Origin of the sequence: Fusobacterium sp. JB019, from assembly GCA_030673965.1 — a bacterium.
GTDB lineage: Bacteria > Fusobacteriota > Fusobacteriia > Fusobacteriales > Fusobacteriaceae > Fusobacterium_B.
Map to the genome: position 1 here is coordinate 292,694 of JAUTCN010000002.1, position 16,882 is coordinate 309,575.

A 16,882-nucleotide genomic window follows, 5' to 3' on the forward strand; every position below is an offset into this window, starting at 1 on the left:
TTATTTTGTATATTACTTTAATTGCAATTAACTTCTTCTACGGGAATTTGAATTTCTGTTATATATTCATCTTCGTTTTCTGTTATATGAACCTCTATATGATATATCTCTAAAATTTCACCAATAACTTTATAATTATTTTCAAGAATATAATCCTTTAAAATTTTATAGTACTTAGGGCTATTTTCATAACTACCTTTAAAAATTAAACTTAAATAATATCCTTCATCTAATTTTTCTCCCTTTTCCTCATTTATAATAAATGTTCCTGAAAATGTTTGGTATTCTTTTTTATAAAAATTATCTTTAGATATAAAAGCACCAACCTCATTATTAGTTAATAATATATCATCTTTATATGTTGTTTTTTTATTTAATATTTTTATCTCAAAATCTATCTCCCAGTCTTTTTTTAAAATTCCTTTAGATTTTAAAATCTTTCTTTCAGGAATATATTTTAATACTGGTTTTTCAAAGTCTTTAAATCCTTTGAAAAAATTTATATTTTCAATTTTATTATTAATTTCTTCTCTTAATTCCTCTAATTTATTTATTTTTTCAGAGATAACATTTAATTGAAATTCAAGCATTTCTTCAGCATTCTTAGTATTTCTTTCATATAAAAATGCTTTTATATCCTCTAAACCTACCCCTAAATTTCTTAAATTACGAATACTATTTAATTTCCAAATCTGTTTCTTAGAATAATATCTATATCCATTTTCTCCTATAAAATCCGGTTTCACAAGGCCAATTTTATTATAATATCTTAATATGTCACTGCTTACTCCATATAATTTGCTGATTTCTCCTATTTTATAAAATTTCTTTTTTTGAGAATTCATAAATATCCCTCCATGTAACCATTTATAATATTATAACATAAATATAAAAAACTATTGATTTAAATTTCCAAAAATGTTATTTCTTTATCTCTAAAAATAAAAATAATATATCGATGTTTTATCGGACTATATAAATATATGGAAATTATTATTATAAAAGAGTACAATATTAATATAATTTATCTATTATTTTAGGAGGTTTCTCATGGAAAATAATAAAGAGTTTTTACCTTTATTTATCAGTTTAGAAAATAAAAAGGTTCTTGTACTTGGAGCTGGAAGAATAGCTTTTAGAAAAGTATCCACAGTTGCTCCCTATAAAGCTAATATAAAAATTCTTACAACTAAAGTTGTGGATCCTAGATTCAGCGATTTAATTCTTGAAAACAATTTAATTAAATTAAGTATTGGAGAATTTGATAAAAAGTTTATAAAAAAAGAATGCCTTGATAGTTTCCTTGTTATTCTTGCCACTGATAATGAAAAATTAAATGAAGAACTAGCTAGTTATTGTGATAAAAACAACGTTCTAGTGAATAATATTACATCAAAAACTGAAATGAATACAAGATTTCCTAGTATCTTAAAACAAGGGGATTACACTATTGGAATCTCTGCAAATGGAGATCCTAAAAAATCTAAAGCCTTAAAAAATAAGCTTTCTTCTCTTGACCTTGGAACTATTCTATAGTTTATAATATCCTCAGGAGAGTGATATTATGAAACTTGATTTAGGCAAAGATAGCCTCACCAAGATTATTTTTAAGTACGGTTATCCTTCAGTGATAACCATGTGGATTTTTTCTTTATATACAATTGTTGATGGAACATTTATTGGAAGATATTTAGGAGCTAAAGAAATAGCTGCTGTAAATATTGTAATGCCATATGTTAACCTGTCCTTTGCTTTAGGAATTATGATTGCAATAGGTAGTTCAACAATAATTGCCATTAATTTGGGCGAAGGAAATAAAGAAAAAGCAAACAAAATTTATAGTTTATCCCTAGAGTTACTATTTCTATTTGGATCCTTACTAGGAATCCTAGGAATACTTTTCCCTAAAAAAATAGTTGCATTCCTTGGAGCTAATGACATTATCTTAAATGATGCTGCTACTTACTTATTTTATTTATCTTTTTTCACACTTTTTTATTTATTATCTTATGGTTTTGAAGTTTTTGTTAGAATAGAAGGATGTCCTTCATATTCTATGATTTGTTTATGTATAGGTGCTGCTTTAAATATTATTTTAGATTATTATTTTATATTACATTTAAATTTAGGAATACAGGGAGCTGCCTTAGCTACTGGAATTGCACAATTTGGAACTGCCCTATCTTTATTTATGTATCTTGTATTTAAATCTAAAAAATTAAAGTTTTCCCCTATAAAACTAAGCTTTATAAATTCTATAACTATTTGTTATAAAGGTTTATCTGAATTTGTAACTGAAATTGCTACTGGAATAGTTATTATGGCATTCAATATTGTTATTATGAGAATCATGGGAGAAAAGGGAGTATCTGCATTTGGAATAATTGGATATATCTCAACCCTTGTTACAATGACTATGATTGGTTTTTCTCAAGGAATACAACCAGTTATAAGTTATAACTATGGAGCTTTAAATTTTAAAAGAATAAAAAATATATTAAAAATAGAACTAGTTACTGTTCTTATATTAGGAGCTTTATTTTATATATTTATAAATACATATGTAGGAAATATAATTTCTATATTTATAACTGATGATAAAACTATTTATAATATTACTAAAAAAGCCATTAATATCTATAGTTTTACTTATTTGCTAGTGGGAATAAATATAATTATCTCAGCTTTCTTTACAGCTATTGAAAATTCATTTGTTTCAAGTATTTTAAGTACTATTAGAGGTTTTATTATAATAAATCTCTTACTCTATACTTTCCCTTCATTTTTTCATGAATCAGGGATATGGCTATCAGCCCCAACAAATGAATTTTTAACCTTAATAATTTCAATTTCAATATTCATAAATATTGGACTTAAAAGCATAAATAAAAAATATATTTAAATACTAGGTGGATTCTTATTTGAATCCACCTTTGACTTTATTGTCTCTTTGTGACATAATAGTCCTAAATTTTATTAAAGGAGAGTTTTACAAATGCCTATACTTTATTACTTGTCGTTCATCAGTTTACTTACTTTACTTGGAATATTTATTAAATCTAAGTCTCACTTTTTAAATAAATTTTTTATCCCTTCCTCGATTATTGGAGGATTAATTGGATTGATTTTAGGACCAGAAATTTTAGGAAGATTTTATGAAATTGTACCTTTTGAATGGTATCATAATATAAAATCCATTCCCAGTGTTCTTATTATACCTTTAACAGCTTCTATCCCAATTGGTTTAAAGCTAAAAGGATCTAAGAAAAATAATAATTCTAGCATTAATATGACTTTGATATTATTTATGGTTACCTTTCTTCAACTTTTAGTAGGTTTTCTAGTTAATCATTTTTATACTATTTTTAATCCAAGTGCAATATATGAATCATTTGGATCTGAACTTAATGCCGGATTTGCTGGAGGTCACGGAATAGCAGGGATTATGGGACTTATTTTAAAAGATTTACATTTAAAGTACTGGAATCTTGCTCAAGGAGTAGCTGCTTCAATGGCCACTTTTGGACTTGTTTTTGGAATTTTATTTGGAATAGTATTAATAAATATTGAAAAAAGAAGAGTAAAAGTTTATTCTAAAAATGAAATAGAAATAATTAATGGAAATATCAGTGAAAAAGAAGAAACTTATAAAAGCTCTAACCAAAACAAAAATTTAAGATCTAATAAATTAGTGGTTTATTTTGCTCTTGTTTTCTTTGCATGTGGGGTTGCCTTTGTTCTTTCTAATCTCTTTAGAAAATACGATATTTTTATATTATCTAATATTTCCTCTTGGTCTTTAGCTATGATTATAATGTTTGTTCTTTGGAAATACGTTAAAAACTATAGTATTTCTGAAGGAGTTGATTTAGAATTAAGAAATATGGTCTCTGGATTATTAATTGAATATGCAGTAGTTTCAGCTGTTGCAACCTTACCTCTAAGAGCTGTTTTCACATATATTACTCCTATATTAATCACTGCAACTCTTGGGATATTTTCAACTTGGTTTTTCATTAATATACTTTGTAAAAGATATTTTAAAGATAATTTTAGGTTTCAAAGAAGTATCACCATGTTTGGAACTTCAACTGGAATATTTATAACTGGTTTATTACTTCTTAGAGTTTGTGATCCTGAGCTTAAGACTCCTGTTTTAAAAGATTATTCCTTAGGTTTTTCTATTGTGGCAATACTAGGACCTATATTTAATTTAATATTTTATTCTACTAAATTAAGAGTAGAATATAATTCAATAGCCCCTATCTTACTTTTGATATTTATGATAATCCTAGGATTTTCAATACTTGAATACTTTAATCACAATAAAATAAAAAATTAATGAAAGAACTATTGACAGAGAAGCACTATATATTGTATAATTCAGTTGTTAGTACAAAAGAATAATTTAAAAATGTAAAACTTCAGGGCAGGGTGAAATTCCCGATCGGCGGTAAAGTCCGCAAGTGATTTATCACAGACTTGGTTAAATTCCAAGACCGACAGTTAAAGTCTGGATGGAAGAAGATTACAATATATGCTTTTTTTCGTGATTAAAATTATTGAAATTATATTTTGATTGTTTTTAGTTCGAGAAAAATTAGTAATTGTAACCAAACCTGAAATTTTGTTTCAGGTTTTTTTTATGTCCCTGCAAGCTTAAAAAAATAATTTTAGGAGGCAGAAATGAAAGTATTAGAAGGAAATTTTAGTGGTAAAGGTTTAAAAGTAGGAATCGTAGCAGGAAGATTTAATGAGTTTATAACTTCAAAATTAATAGGTGGAGCAGAAGATGCTTTAAGAAGACATGAAGTTAATGCTGATGACATCACTTTAGCATGGGTTCCAGGAGCTTTTGAAATTCCTTTAGCTGTTAAAAAAATGGTTGAATCTAAAAAATATGATGCAGTTATCGCATTAGGTGCTGTAATAAAAGGAGCTACTCCACATTTTGATTATGTATGTTCTGAAGTTTCAAAGGGATGTGCTACTATAGGTCTTGAAAGTGGAATGCCTGTAATGTTTGGTGTCTTAACAACTAACAGCATTGAAGAAGCAATTGAAAGAGCTGGAACAAAAGCTGGAAATAAAGGATTCGACGTTGCTAATGGTGCTATAGAAATGTGTAACTTACTAAAGGAGATGTAATATCATGGACCAAAAGTACATGAATTTAGCCCTTAAACTTGCATTAAAAGGAGAAGGTCATGTTAATCCAAATCCACTGGTTGGGGCTGTTGTAGTAAAAAATGACAAAATTATTGGTGAAGGCTATCATAAGTTTTTTGGTGGTCCCCACGCTGAGGTTTATGCTCTTAATCAAGCAGGAGAAAATGCAAAGGATGCTACTATTTATGTAACTTTAGAGCCTTGTTCTCATCAAGGTAAAACTCCCCCTTGTGCTGAAAAAATAAAGAAAATGGGAATTAAAAAATGCGTTATTGCAACTTTAGACCCAAACCCTTTAGTTTCAGGAAGGGGAAAGAAAATACTAGAAGATGCTGGTATTGAAGTTGTTGTTGGAATATTAGAAGAAGAAGCTAAAAACTTAAATAAAGTTTTTATGAAATATATTCAAAGCAAAAAACCATATTTGTTCTTAAAATGCGCTATTACCTTAGATGGAAAGATAGCAACTAATTCAAAGGATTCAAAATGGATTACTAATGAATTAGCTAGAGAAAAAGTTCAAAGATTAAGAAATAAATATGCTGGAATTATGGTTGGAATAAATACTCTTCTTAATGATAATCCTAGATTAACAGCTAGAGTTGAAAATGGTAATGATCCATATAGGATAGTTATTGATCCTCATTTGAAAACTCCTCTTAATTGTAATTTTGTAAATATGAAAGATGAAAAAAGCATAATTGTTACATCAAAACATAATATAATTGATTATAAAAAAATAGAGTTATTTGATCAAATAAGATCCTTAACTAAACCTAATTCTTTTGAAGAAATTGATAATATAAAAAGATTAGAAAAAAATTCTAACCTATGTAAATTGTTAGAAAATTTTGATGATATAAATCAAACTGAAGCTTTTAAAACTATTAAAAAACTAAACATCCTAGAAAATTTAAAAAGTTTAAACAAATATGAATTATCTAAACTTTTAGATGAAGAAAAATATTATAGACTTCAAATTCTTAGGGAAATAGATGCTTTAGAAAAAAAATTAGATTTTGATAATTTAAAGAAAATATATGCAAAAACTGAAGCCCTAAATAAAAAAAATATTAAATTTATTTATTTAGACGGCTATGATTTTACTGTGGATGAAATTTTAGATGAGATTGGGAAATTAAATATTGATTCTGTCTTACTTGAAGGAGGATCTTTCCTTATTTCAAAAGCTTTCTCAGAAAATAGAATTGACGGTGGAGAAATCTTCATCGCTCCTAAAATACTTGGAGGAGGACTTCCATTTATAGACGGCTTTAATTTCAATACTGTAAAAGAAGGTTTTCATCTTGAAAATGTTAAATTCAATGTTTTCAATGATAATATTTCTATAGAATTTAATCAAAATAAATAAGAGAGGTGAGTAAGATTTTTACTGGATTAGTTGAAGAAATGGGTGAAGTTATTTCCATTAAAAGTGGTGATAAATCTGTACAAGTTAAGATTAAATGTACTAAAGTTTTAGAAAATGCCAAATTAGGAGATAGTATTGCAACTAATGGTACTTGCCTTACTGCAGTTGAAATTGGTTCTAACTATTTTGTTGCTGATTGTATGCATGAAACTGTTAAAAGAACTAATTTAAAGAGACTGAAAGCTGGTAGTATAGTAAATCTTGAAAAATCAATTTCTCTTGCTACTCCTCTTGGAGGACATTTAGTAACTGGAGATGTTGATTGCGAAGGAAGAATAAAATCTATAACAAAAGACGGAATAGCCAAAATATACGTTATAGAAATAGAACATAGATTTATGAAATACGTTGTTGAAAAAGGAAGAGTTAGTTTGGACGGAGCTAGTCTTTCTGTTGTAGGATTTGAAGGGGACACATTATCTGTATCTCTTATCCCACACACTCAGGAAATGATTACACTTGGACGTAAAAAAGTTGGAGACTATATAAATATAGAAACTGATTTAATTGGAAAATATATAGAAAGATTTTTAACTTTTCAAACTGAAGAAAAGGAAGATAAAAAATCAAAATTAACTAAAGAATTCTTAGCATCAAATGGATTCTTTTAAAAATCGGAGGAAATAATAATGTTAAATACAATAGAAGAAGCTTTAGAAGACTTAAGACAAGGAAAAAATATATTAGTTATAGATGATGAAGATAGAGAAAATGAAGGAGATGTAATCTGTGCTGCAGAATTTGCAACTCTTGAAAATATAAACTTCATGGCAACACATGCAAAGGGATTAATCTGTATGCCTATGTCTAGTGGATATGTTAAAAAATTAAACTTACCACAAATGGTTACAAATAACACTGATAATCACGAAACTGCTTTTACAGTATCTATTGATCATGTTGATACTACAACTGGAATTTCTGCTTTAGAGCGTTCTGTTACTGCTATAAAAGCTGTTGAAGATGATGCTAAACCTGAAGATTTCAGAAGACCTGGACATATGTTCCCACTAAAAGCTAAAGACGGAGGAGTTTTAGTTAGAAACGGTCATACTGAAGCAACTGTTGACTTAGTTAGATTAGCTGGATTAAAACCAATGGGACTTTGTTGTGAAATCATGAAAGAAGATGGAACAATGTCTAGATTAGAAGATTTATTAAAATTTGCTAAAGATTTTGATTTAAAAATAATCTCAATAGAAGATTTAATTACTTATATAAAATCTCATGATGAACTAGTTAAAGTTGAATGTACTGCAAAACTTCCTACTACTTCGGGAGACTTCACTATAGTTGGTTTTGATAATAAATTAGATGATAAAGAACATATTGCCCTTGTTAAAGGAGATGTTTCTGGAAAAGAAAATGTTCTTGTAAGAATACACTCTGAATGTTTTACTGGAGATATATTAGGATCTCTTAGATGTGACTGTGGTTCTCAATTACATAGAGCTATGAAAGAAATTAATGAAGATGGAGAAGGAGTAGTTGTTTACTTAAGACAAGAAGGAAGAGGAATCGGGCTTGTTAATAAAATAAAAGCTTATAACCTTCAAGATCAAGGATTAGATACAGTTGATGCTAACTTAGAACTTGGATTTGAAGCTGATGAAAGAGATTATGCTGTAGCTGCTCAAATGTTAAAATCTTTAGGAGTAAAATCAGTTAGACTTATGACTAACAACCCTGCTAAAATCAATGGTCTTGAAACTTACGGAATGAAAGTTGTAAAAAGAGAAGAAATTGAAATAGCACCTAACAAAGTTAATGAATGTTACTTAAAAACTAAAGAACAAAGAATGGGTCATAAATTACATTTATGTGACTGTTCAAAAGAAAAATAGAATAAATACAAAGGGTGCTGATTAAAAGGCACCCTTTGTTTTATATTTTTATAAATGTTACTTTTCTATTTTTAAATTGTGCAATATGTTTAAAACCAATTTTTTTTAGTAACTTGATACCCTCTTTAAAATCTGCACATAAATCATTAGCACTATGTGCATCTGAACCTAAGGTTATAATCCTCCCACCTAATTCAAAGTATCTTCTTAAGATATCTCTATTAGGATGCATTTCTCCTAAATTATATCTTAAACCTGAAGTATTTAATTCAATACCCTTTCCTTTTTTTATAATTAAAGTTAAAATATCATCTATAATTTCTTTAAAATTGAAGTAATCTATTTTTTTATTTATAAAACCTCCATATCTAACTACTGCGTCTAAATGTCCATAAACATCAAAAGCAGTAAAATCTTCAATGGATTTTTTTATAGTTTTAAAATAACTTATGTAACTTTCTCTTTGAGTTTTTCCTTTGAAAAAGTCTCCATTATAAAAGTCTAATCCATCACAAGAATGAATGGAACATATTACAAAATCAAAGGGGTAAGATTTTATAAATTTATCTAACCTTTTATTTAAATGTGGTTGATATCCTATTTCAACTCCCATTAAAATATCAATATGAGGATAAGTATTCCTTAAAATTCCAAGTTTTCTCATGTAATCAATATAATTTATTTCATAGGAAAATATTTCCTCAGGACTATCAAAATCAACATGATCTGTAAACACTACTTGTTTCAGTCCTAATTTAACAGCTCTTTTAATAATATCAATCATATTAGAACTTGAATCAGGAGAAAACTCTGTATGAACATGACTATCCATAATTAAATTTATATTCTTCAATTTTTTTCTCCTTATAATTTATTTTCTTCTTTTAATAAGTTCTTTTTTTATATCTTCAATGGAAACCCCTTGATTGATCATAAGAACCATAAGGTGATAAACTAAATCACTTATTTCATAAATCATTTCTTCCTTACTTTCATTTTTAGAGGCTATAATAACTTCTGCTGATTCTTCACCAACTTTTTTTAAAATTTTATCAATTCCTTCTCTAAATAAATAATTTGTGTAAGAACCTTCCTTTGGATTATTTTTTCTATCTGTTATACTTAAATATAGTTCTTTTAAAACATCTTCTTTGTTTTCAATAGTCTTATCTTCAACCTCATTTAAAACTTCATTAAAAAAACAAGAATAATTTCCAGTATGACAAGCAACTCCAATTTGTTCAACTTTAATTAAAATAGTATCCTTGTCACAGTCATAGTAAAATTCTTTTATTTTTTGGATATTTTTTGTTGTCTCTCCTTTTTTCCAAAGTTCCTGTCTACTTCGGCTGTAATAATAGGCTATTTTTTCCTCTAATGTTTTTCTAATTGCATTTTCATTCATATAAGCGAGCATTAAAACTTTACCAGTAACCACATCTTGAGCTATGGCTGGTACTAAACCCTTACTATCAAATTTAATTTCATTTATTATATCATTAATATTCATGCTAACCTCCTAAAGTCTAATTTCTATTTTTTTATTTTTTAAATATTTTTTAAGATCTTTAATTTTAATTTCTCCAAAATGAAATACTGATGCAGCAAGTAATCCATCAACATTGGCATATTGTATAGCTTCATAAAAATTTTCCAAAGTTCCTGCACCACCAGAAGCAATTACAGGAACAGTTACAGCAGCAGTTATTTTTTGAAGTAGTTCCACATCATATCCTCTTTTCATACCATCTTCATCAATGCTATTTATAACTATTTCTCCTGCTCCAAGAGCTACTCCTTTTATAGCCCATTTTATAGCATCTAAACCCGTATCTTCTCTACCACCTTTTACATATACATTCCAGGAACCTTTATTATTTTTTTTAGCATCTATGGATAGTACTACACATTGAGCACCAAATTTTAAAGATGCTTCCTCTATCAATTGCGGATTTTTAACAGCAGCAGAATTAATAGAAATCTTATCTGCCCCCTTTCTTAAAATATTTGTAAAATCATCAATTGAAGAAACTCCTCCTCCCACAGAAAAAGGAATGTTTATATTTTTTGCAACCTTTGAAACAAATTCTAAAGAAGTTTTTCTCTCTTCATTTGAAGCAGTTATATCATAAAATACAAGTTCATCAGCACCACAATCACTATAATATTTTCCAAGGCTTTCAGGACTATCAACATCCTTTAAATTTTTAAATTTCATACCTTTAACAACTCTTCCATTCTTAACATCTAGGCATGGTATTATTCTTCTGGCAAGCATTCTATCACATCCTTTAATTTCAAATTTTCATTATAAAGAGCTTTCCCAATTATTGCACCATAAAGGTCCATTTCATTAAGCTTTTTAATATCATCAATTGAGGTAATTCCCCCTGAAGCAATAATGTTTAATGAAGTTTTTTTAGATAGTTCTTCATATATTTCAAAATTAGGTCCTTGAAGCATCCCGTCTTTTGATATATCAGTATAAACTATAGTCTTTACACCTATTATTTCAAGTTCTTTGCAAAGATCTAAAGAGTTTACTTCACTTATAACTTCCCAACCTCTAAGAGCTACCTTACCATCTTTAGCATCTATGGATACTATTATTTTATCTTGATATTTTGAAACTAATCTTTTTAATAATTCTTTATTTTCAATTGCAATAGTTCCTACAATAACCCTTTGAACTCCAATCTTAAGTAATTCTTCAACTCTTTTTTCAGATCTAATTCCTCCACCAACTTGGATAGGTAAATCTATATTTTTTGCAATTTTTTCAATTGATTCTCTATTAATGATTTCCTCATTTCTAGCACCATCTAAATCAACTAAATGAAGAAATTTTCCTCCTTGATTTTTCCATTTAACAGCCATATTAAATGGATCATTGGAATAGACATTAATTTTATTAAAATCTCCTTGAGAAAGTCTCACGCTTTTATTATTTTTTATATCAATAGCAGGAAATATTATCATTTTATCATCTCCCCATATGCTTTTAATATATTCAGACCAACATCTGAACTTTTTTCAGGATGAAATTGAATACCATAAATATTATTTTTTCTAACTATTCCAGGTACTACTTGTCCATAATTACTATAAGCTATAAGCTCCTCATTAGATGAATTAGCATAATATGAATGCACAAAATAAACATAAGCATCTTCATTTATATATTTTAATATTTCATCATCTTTTTTAAATTTAAGGCTATTCCAACCCATGTGAGGAATTTTTAGACTTGTATTAAGCTTTTCAATACTCCCTTCAATTAAACCTAATCCTTCATATTCTCCATTTTCATAGCTTTTTTCATAAAGAAGTTGCATTCCAAGACAAATTCCCATTAAAAATTTTCCTGATTTTATATGATTTTTTATTAAAGGTATTAAGTTAGTTTCTTTTAATGCAGTTATAGCATCTCTAAATGCTCCTACTCCAGGAAGAATAAGAGAACTAGCATTAGATATTTCTTTAGGATCATTTGAAATTTTAGTTTCTATTCCAAGATTTTCAAAAGCTTGAAATACAGATTCTAAATTTCCTAGTCCATAATCTATTATAATATTCAATTATAAAACCCCCTTTGATGACGGTATTTTATCAGATACAATTTTAGTTCCTTCGCTCATTGTTCTTGAAAAGGCTTTAAATATAGATTCTATTTTATGATGATCATTTTCTCCATATAAAAGCTTAACATGAAGAGTTATACCTGCTTTATTAGTAAAAGCTTTAAAAAATTCTTTGAAATTTTCAGTACTCATATTTCCAAGATTTTCCCTTTTAAAATCAACATCAAATACAAGATAAGGACGATTGCTTATATCTAAAACAACATGACTTAAGGCTTCATCCATAGGAATAAAAATACTAGAATATCTTTTTATTCCTTTTTTATCTCCTAAAGCTTTATTAAAAGCCTCTCCTAAAGCAATTCCTATATCTTCAACTGTATGATGATCATCAGCATAAATATCTCCTATACAATTTATATTCATATCAAAGGAACCGTGGAAAGCCATTAACGTAAGCATATGATCTAAAAAACCTATACCTGTATCAATATTACTTTCCCCTCTTCCATCAAGATTAATTTCCACTATAATATCTGTTTCAAGAGTTTTTCTTTCTACTTTAGCTATTCTCATATTTTATTACCTCCTTTAAATTTTCAATAAAAATTTTATTTTCAATTTTATTTCCAACCGAAACTCTATAATAACCTTTAAGATCTTCATTAAATTTTCTTATCAATATTCCTTTAGCTACAAGTTTTTCATATAAATTTTCTATATCAGAATTAAAAAATATAAAGTTTCCAGAAGAAGGATATACTTTAATACCTAAATTTTTTAGCTGAGAATATAAAAATTCTCTTTCATCTTTAACTTCTTTAATATAATTGAAAATTTTATTTTTATTTTTCAAGGCTTGTACCCCTATATATTGAGTAATTGAATTTAAATTATACGGAGATTTAACTCTATTTATTATTTCAAGAATATCTCTATTAGCCACCATATAACCAAGTCTGATACCTGCAAGTCCTAAAGCCTTTGATAATGTTCTTAAAACTATTAACCTTTTATACTTAAATATTTTTTCAATCATTGAACCTTCTGCAAATTCCATATAGGCCTCATCAATTACTATAATTGCATTAGTATTTAAAATAAGTTTTTCAATATCGTTTGTATTTAATAAAAATCCTGTTGGATTATTAGGATTGCATATAAATATTACCTTTGGATTAATTTCAATTGCTTTTTGAATAATTTTATCCATATCTATTGAAAAATCTTCATTACAAGGAAGACCTATAAAAGTAGCTGAATAAATCTGACTAAATATTGAATACATACTAAATGAAGGTATAGGGCTTACAATAATTTCATCTTTATCTACAAATGCTTTTATAACAAGCTCAATCATTTCACTAGATCCATTCCCAACTATAATATTTTCACTTGGAATATTTACATATTTGCTTATTTCATTTTTTAAAAGATGAGCTTCATTATCTGGATAATAATTTAAATTAAAACTTCCATTAAATTTTAAACCTTCTTTAATTATATTTTCTAATAAAATATTTTTTCCTTCATTTGCATCAAGTTTTATAGTAAAAGGCAAATTACATGTTTTATACCCAGTTAAATTTTTTATGCTATTTTTCATCATTTTTATAATCCCTCCTTTTTTATTTATTTTCTACTCTAACTTTTATAGAGTTTGCATGTCCTGTAAGACCCTCCTCATTTGCAATTCTTATAATAGGATCTTTTGCTTCCATAAGAGCTTTTTTACTGTAGTAAATCAAAGAAGTTTTTTTTAGAAAATCATCTACTCCTAAGGGAGAAGAAAATTTAGCAGTGGAACTAGTAGGAAGAATATGATTTGTTCCTGCAAAATAATCACCTAATGGTTCAGGAGAAAATTCACCTAAAAAAATTGCACCTGCATTATTAATTTTTGGATATACTTCAAAGAAATTTTTTGTTAATATTTCCAAATGCTCTGGGGCAATTTCATTAGCAATATTTATTGATTCATCCAATGAATTTGTTAATATTATTGCTCCATAATTATCAAGAGATTTTTTTATTATTTCTTTTCTTTCAAGATATGAAATTTGTTTTTCTAGTTCTGTTATTACTTTTTCTGAAAGAGTTAAAGAATCAGTAATTAGTATGGAAGCCGCCATTTCATCATGTTCTGCTTGAGAAATTAAATCAGCAGCTATATATTTAGGATTTGCATCTTTATCTGCAATTATTAGAATTTCACTAGGACCTGCAATCATGTCAATTCCAACATAACCAGAGACTTTTTTCTTTGCTATTGTGACAAAAATATTTCCTGGACCTACTATCTTATTTACCTTAGGAATACTTTCAGTTCCATAAGTTAATGCCCCTATTCCTTGAGCACCTCCAATTTTATAAATTTTATCTACACCTGCAATATAAGCAGCAACAAGTATAGAATCTTTTATTTTACCTTCTTCATTTGGTGGGGAAATCATTATTATCTCTTTAACCCCTGCAAGTTTAGCAGGTACTCCGTTCATTAAAACAGTTGATGGATAAGAAGCACTTCCACCAGGAACATATATTCCAACTTTTTCTATAGGTTTAATCAGTTGACCTAAGATAATATCTTTATTATTAGAAATTTCATAGGATTTTTTAATTTGTTTTTTGTGATAAATTTCAATGTTTTCTTTTGCTTTAATAAGACTTATCTTTAAGTCTTCATCAATATTATTTAATGCATTTTCTATTTCTTCCTTTGATACAAGAAAGTTATTTATTTTTATGTTGTCAAATTTTAATGTGTATTCTTTCAAAGCCTCATCTTTTCTGATTTTAACATCATTTAAAATTTCACTTACTATTTTATTTATATCTTCATACTCAAATTGATTTCTATCTAAAAGATTTTTTAAAAATATATTTTCTTTTTGAGAATCTATTATTTTAATCATGATATTCCTCCTATTATAAATTTATTTCTAATAATTTAATGATATTTTGAATTCGCTCATAATTGAACCTATAGCTTATTCTATTACATATAAGCCTAGCACTAATGTTAAACATATCTTCTATTGTTTCTAATCCGTTTGCTTTTAATGTGTTACCAGTCTCAACTAGATCTACAATTACATCTGCTAGTCCAACTAAAGGTGCTAATTCCACTGAACCATTAAGTTTTATTATTTCAATTTTTTGTTGCTTATTTTCAAAATATTTTTTTGTTATTTCAGGATATTTAGTGGCAACTTTTAAAACATTATTTTTACTATAGATCTTTTGTTCTTTTATGCTTGCTATTGAAAACTTACATTTTCCAAATTTTAAATCTAAAACTTCATAAACATCAGTATTGCTTTCTAAAATATTATCTTTTCCAGCAATTCCTAAATCAGCAACACCTTTTTCAACATACGTAATTACATCAGAAGGTTTTACATAGATATAATTTATTTTATTTTTTTCATCTTTAAAAATTAATTTTCTTGAATCTAAATCTATAGCATCTCCCATATTCATTTTATTTAATATTTTATGTGTTTGCTTTCCTAATCTTCCCTTTGAAATAGCAATTGTTATAAAATCCAATTTTATTCACCCTCCTTATAAAATATTTTAATTAGTTCATCTAAATTTATAGAAAATCCTATGCCAGGGCTATTAATATTAAATATTTGTGTTAAAAGATTATACCTTCCACCACGAATAATTTCTGCATAAGAATTTTCATAATAGCCTTTAAATATTAATCCATCATAATAATCTAGTTCTGTAATTAAAGATAAATCAAGATGTATATATTTTAAATAATCATATTCTTTCACTATTTTTTTAAAATTTTTAATTTCTGCTATAGAATTTTTCATAGCTTGATTCATATAGAACTTTTCTGCTTTAATTATTACTTCCTCCATATTTCCTTGGAAATCTAAAATATTGAAAAGTAAATTTTTAATTTCTTTTTTTAAATTTAAATTACTAACGTATTTAATTAGTTCGTTTTTATTTTTTTTATAAATTAAATCTTTTAATTTTAATTTTGAACTTTTTGTTAAATAAGTCTCATCTAATAATCCATTGATATATTTGCTATTCCCTATTTCTAACAGAAAATTTTTATTATATTTTTTTAAAATTTTAAAAACCAGTTGAATAATTTCTATATCAGCATCTATGGAATCCTCTCCTAAATACTCAACCCCCATTTGAGAAAATTCTTTAATATTAGTATTTGACTCATTTACAAAAATTGAAGAATTATAAAACAATTTAACTTTAATATCATCTTCCCATCTAGGTATTAATTTTTTAATTATATTCATTGTAATATCAGGCCTTAAAATTAAAATTTTTGAATTACTATTAATAACCTTAACTATTTTTTCTTTTTTTATTCTCTGATTAATTGAGGTAAAATCATCATAATCTTCAAAAATCGAGGGTTCTAATTTTATATATTTAAAATTTATAAATATATCCTCTATTTCTCTTGTTAATTGATATTTTTTAGATGAATAGTTCAATTCATCTTTAATTTGTGTAAATTTCATTATGTCACCACCTAAGTAAAAATAAAATAAAAATAAAAAAGCCATATAGGTTATCCCTATATGGCTTTACAGTATGTAAATCATCATAGACATAATCCCGAAATTCAGTAACAAAATTTGGGATTGTATCTATGAACTATTTTATGTTCATTATTACAAACCCTTATCTTTATGATGATGGCTATGAAATTGTAAAGCTAGATTTTTGACAAATTGTAAATTTAATTCTTTAAAAAGTAGTGTTTTCATTATAATCTCTCCTTTGCTTGCTTTACTTGTTATTACTTTAAAAGTATTTCGAAGAGTATAACATTTTTATTTCTAATTTTCAAGAAAATTTAT

The 16,882-nt window shown here is 26.7% G+C and carries 18 protein-coding genes, 1 pseudogene and 1 riboswitch; of the genes and pseudogenes, 8 read left to right on the forward strand and 11 right to left on the reverse strand.

Features of this window, described 5'->3' with window-relative positions; genetic code table 11:
* Nucleotides 1-17 precede the first annotated feature (17 nt).
* Entirely contained in the window at nt 18-845 is an 828-nt protein-coding gene (locus tag Q7K47_01630) for a MerR family transcriptional regulator (protein ID MDP0505905.1), read from the reverse strand.
* A 205-nt stretch (nt 846-1,050) separates the two neighbouring features.
* Here Q7K47_01630 and Q7K47_01635 point away from each other — a divergent pair, with 205 nt between their 5' ends.
* The 8 genes and pseudogenes from Q7K47_01635 to Q7K47_01670 all read left to right on the forward strand — a co-directional run bounded on the left by Q7K47_01635 (nt 1,051) and on the right by Q7K47_01670 (nt 8,445).
* Entirely contained in the window at nt 1,051-1,536 is a 486-nt protein-coding gene (locus Q7K47_01635) for a bifunctional precorrin-2 dehydrogenase/sirohydrochlorin ferrochelatase (protein MDP0505906.1), read from the forward strand.
* A 28-nt stretch (nt 1,537-1,564) separates the two neighbouring features.
* On the forward strand, nt 1,565-2,902 hold the full coding sequence (locus Q7K47_01640) for an MATE family efflux transporter (protein MDP0505907.1): 1,338 nt from the start codon (nt 1,565-1,567) through the stop codon (nt 2,900-2,902).
* Nucleotides 2,903-2,995: 93 nt separating this feature from the next.
* Complete coding sequence (locus tag Q7K47_01645; protein ID MDP0505908.1) at nt 2,996-4,342, forward strand: sodium/glutamate symporter; 1,347 nt, start codon at nt 2,996-2,998, stop codon at nt 4,340-4,342.
* Nucleotides 4,343-4,416: 74 nt separating this feature from the next.
* Nucleotides 4,417-4,533, forward strand: a riboswitch (FMN riboswitch).
* 153 nt (nt 4,534-4,686) lie between these two features.
* Nucleotides 4,687-5,148: a 6,7-dimethyl-8-ribityllumazine synthase gene (gene ribE / locus Q7K47_01650; protein ID MDP0505909.1), complete on the forward strand. Its 462-nt coding sequence runs from the start codon at nt 4,687-4,689 to the stop codon at nt 5,146-5,148.
* Nucleotides 5,149-5,167: 19 nt separating this feature from the next.
* Nucleotides 5,168-5,893 (forward strand): annotated as a pseudogene (ribD, locus tag Q7K47_01655) (bifunctional diaminohydroxyphosphoribosylaminopyrimidine deaminase/5-amino-6-(5-phosphoribosylamino)uracil reductase RibD).
* Nucleotides 5,894-6,007: 114 nt separating this feature from the next.
* Nucleotides 6,008-6,541, forward strand: coding sequence for a dihydrofolate reductase family protein (locus Q7K47_01660; GenBank protein MDP0505910.1), 534 nt, complete (start codon nt 6,008-6,010; stop codon nt 6,539-6,541).
* 14 nt (nt 6,542-6,555) lie between these two features.
* Nucleotides 6,556-7,212 (forward strand): riboflavin synthase, encoded by a 657-nt coding sequence (gene ribE / locus Q7K47_01665; GenBank protein ID MDP0505911.1) that lies wholly within the window; start codon nt 6,556-6,558, stop codon nt 7,210-7,212.
* An 18-nt stretch (nt 7,213-7,230) separates the two neighbouring features.
* On the forward strand, nt 7,231-8,445 hold the full coding sequence (locus tag Q7K47_01670; GenBank protein ID MDP0505912.1) for a bifunctional 3,4-dihydroxy-2-butanone-4-phosphate synthase/GTP cyclohydrolase II: 1,215 nt from the start codon (nt 7,231-7,233) through the stop codon (nt 8,443-8,445).
* A 40-nt stretch (nt 8,446-8,485) separates the two neighbouring features.
* Here the strand turns inward: Q7K47_01670 and Q7K47_01675 are convergent, their stop codons facing one another.
* Genes Q7K47_01675 through Q7K47_01720 form a run of 10 tightly spaced genes read right to left on the reverse strand, consistent with a single transcriptional unit; the run spans nt 8,486 to nt 16,540 of the window.
* The gene (locus Q7K47_01675) at nt 8,486-9,298 is read right to left on the reverse strand and encodes a histidinol-phosphatase HisJ family protein (protein ID MDP0505913.1); all 813 of its coding nucleotides are present in this window, start codon (nt 9,296-9,298) and stop codon (nt 8,486-8,488) included.
* 18 nt (nt 9,299-9,316) lie between these two features.
* Entirely contained in the window at nt 9,317-9,955 is a 639-nt protein-coding gene (gene hisIE, locus Q7K47_01680) for a bifunctional phosphoribosyl-AMP cyclohydrolase/phosphoribosyl-ATP diphosphatase HisIE (GenBank protein ID MDP0505914.1), read from the reverse strand.
* Nucleotides 9,956-9,964: 9 nt separating this feature from the next.
* The gene (gene hisF / locus Q7K47_01685; GenBank protein MDP0505915.1) at nt 9,965-10,723 is read right to left on the reverse strand and encodes an imidazole glycerol phosphate synthase subunit HisF; all 759 of its coding nucleotides are present in this window, start codon (nt 10,721-10,723) and stop codon (nt 9,965-9,967) included.
* Nucleotides 10,705-11,424, reverse strand: a complete 720-nt coding sequence (gene hisA / locus Q7K47_01690; GenBank protein ID MDP0505916.1) for a 1-(5-phosphoribosyl)-5-[(5-phosphoribosylamino)methylideneamino]imidazole-4-carboxamide isomerase — start codon at nt 11,422-11,424, stop codon at nt 10,705-10,707. The genes hisF and hisA overlap by 19 nt, the downstream gene beginning before the upstream one ends.
* Nucleotides 11,421-12,023: an imidazole glycerol phosphate synthase subunit HisH gene (gene hisH / locus Q7K47_01695; protein MDP0505917.1), complete on the reverse strand. Its 603-nt coding sequence runs from the start codon at nt 12,021-12,023 to the stop codon at nt 11,421-11,423. The genes hisA and hisH overlap by 4 nt, the downstream gene beginning before the upstream one ends.
* A complete protein-coding gene (gene hisB, locus Q7K47_01700; GenBank protein ID MDP0505918.1) occupies nt 12,024-12,602 on the reverse strand; it encodes an imidazoleglycerol-phosphate dehydratase HisB in 579 nt (192 codons plus the stop codon). It abuts the gene before it with no gap.
* The gene (gene hisC, locus Q7K47_01705) at nt 12,589-13,635 is read right to left on the reverse strand and encodes a histidinol-phosphate transaminase (protein ID MDP0505919.1); all 1,047 of its coding nucleotides are present in this window, start codon (nt 13,633-13,635) and stop codon (nt 12,589-12,591) included. Before hisC ends, hisB begins: the two co-directional genes overlap by 14 nt.
* Before the next feature lie 19 nt (nt 13,636-13,654).
* On the reverse strand, nt 13,655-14,941 hold the full coding sequence (hisD, locus tag Q7K47_01710; GenBank protein MDP0505920.1) for a histidinol dehydrogenase: 1,287 nt from the start codon (nt 14,939-14,941) through the stop codon (nt 13,655-13,657).
* A 13-nt stretch (nt 14,942-14,954) separates the two neighbouring features.
* Nucleotides 14,955-15,578, reverse strand: a complete 624-nt coding sequence (hisG, locus tag Q7K47_01715) for an ATP phosphoribosyltransferase (GenBank protein MDP0505921.1) — start codon at nt 15,576-15,578, stop codon at nt 14,955-14,957.
* Between the two features lie 2 nt (nt 15,579-15,580).
* Complete coding sequence (locus Q7K47_01720; GenBank protein ID MDP0505922.1) at nt 15,581-16,540, reverse strand: ATP phosphoribosyltransferase regulatory subunit; 960 nt, start codon at nt 16,538-16,540, stop codon at nt 15,581-15,583.
* Nucleotides 16,541-16,882 lie beyond the last annotated feature (342 nt).

Coding starts and splice junctions, on each gene's coding strand:
- Q7K47_01630 (MDP0505905.1), bottom strand. CDS start 845: ATGAATTCTCAAAAAAAGAAATTTTATAAAATAGGAGAAATCAGCAAA.
- Q7K47_01635 (MDP0505906.1), top strand. CDS start 1,051: ATGGAAAATAATAAAGAGTTTTTACCTTTATTTATCAGTTTAGAAAAT.
- Q7K47_01640 (MDP0505907.1), top strand. CDS start 1,565: ATGAAACTTGATTTAGGCAAAGATAGCCTCACCAAGATTATTTTTAAG.
- Q7K47_01645 (MDP0505908.1), top strand. CDS start 2,996: ATGCCTATACTTTATTACTTGTCGTTCATCAGTTTACTTACTTTACTT.
- ribE (MDP0505909.1), top strand. CDS start 4,687: ATGAAAGTATTAGAAGGAAATTTTAGTGGTAAAGGTTTAAAAGTAGGA.
- Q7K47_01670 (MDP0505912.1), top strand. CDS start 7,231: ATGTTAAATACAATAGAAGAAGCTTTAGAAGACTTAAGACAAGGAAAA.
- hisIE (MDP0505914.1), bottom strand. CDS start 9,955: ATGAATATTAATGATATAATAAATGAAATTAAATTTGATAGTAAGGGT.
- hisF (MDP0505915.1), bottom strand. CDS start 10,723: ATGCTTGCCAGAAGAATAATACCATGCCTAGATGTTAAGAATGGAAGA.
- hisA (MDP0505916.1), bottom strand. CDS start 11,424: ATGATAATATTTCCTGCTATTGATATAAAAAATAATAAAAGCGTGAGA.
- hisB (MDP0505918.1), bottom strand. CDS start 12,602: ATGAGAATAGCTAAAGTAGAAAGAAAAACTCTTGAAACAGATATTATA.
- hisC (MDP0505919.1), bottom strand. CDS start 13,635: ATGATGAAAAATAGCATAAAAAATTTAACTGGGTATAAAACATGTAAT.
- hisD (MDP0505920.1), bottom strand. CDS start 14,941: ATGATTAAAATAATAGATTCTCAAAAAGAAAATATATTTTTAAAAAAT.
- Q7K47_01720 (MDP0505922.1), bottom strand. CDS start 16,540: ATGAAATTTACACAAATTAAAGATGAATTGAACTATTCATCTAAAAAA.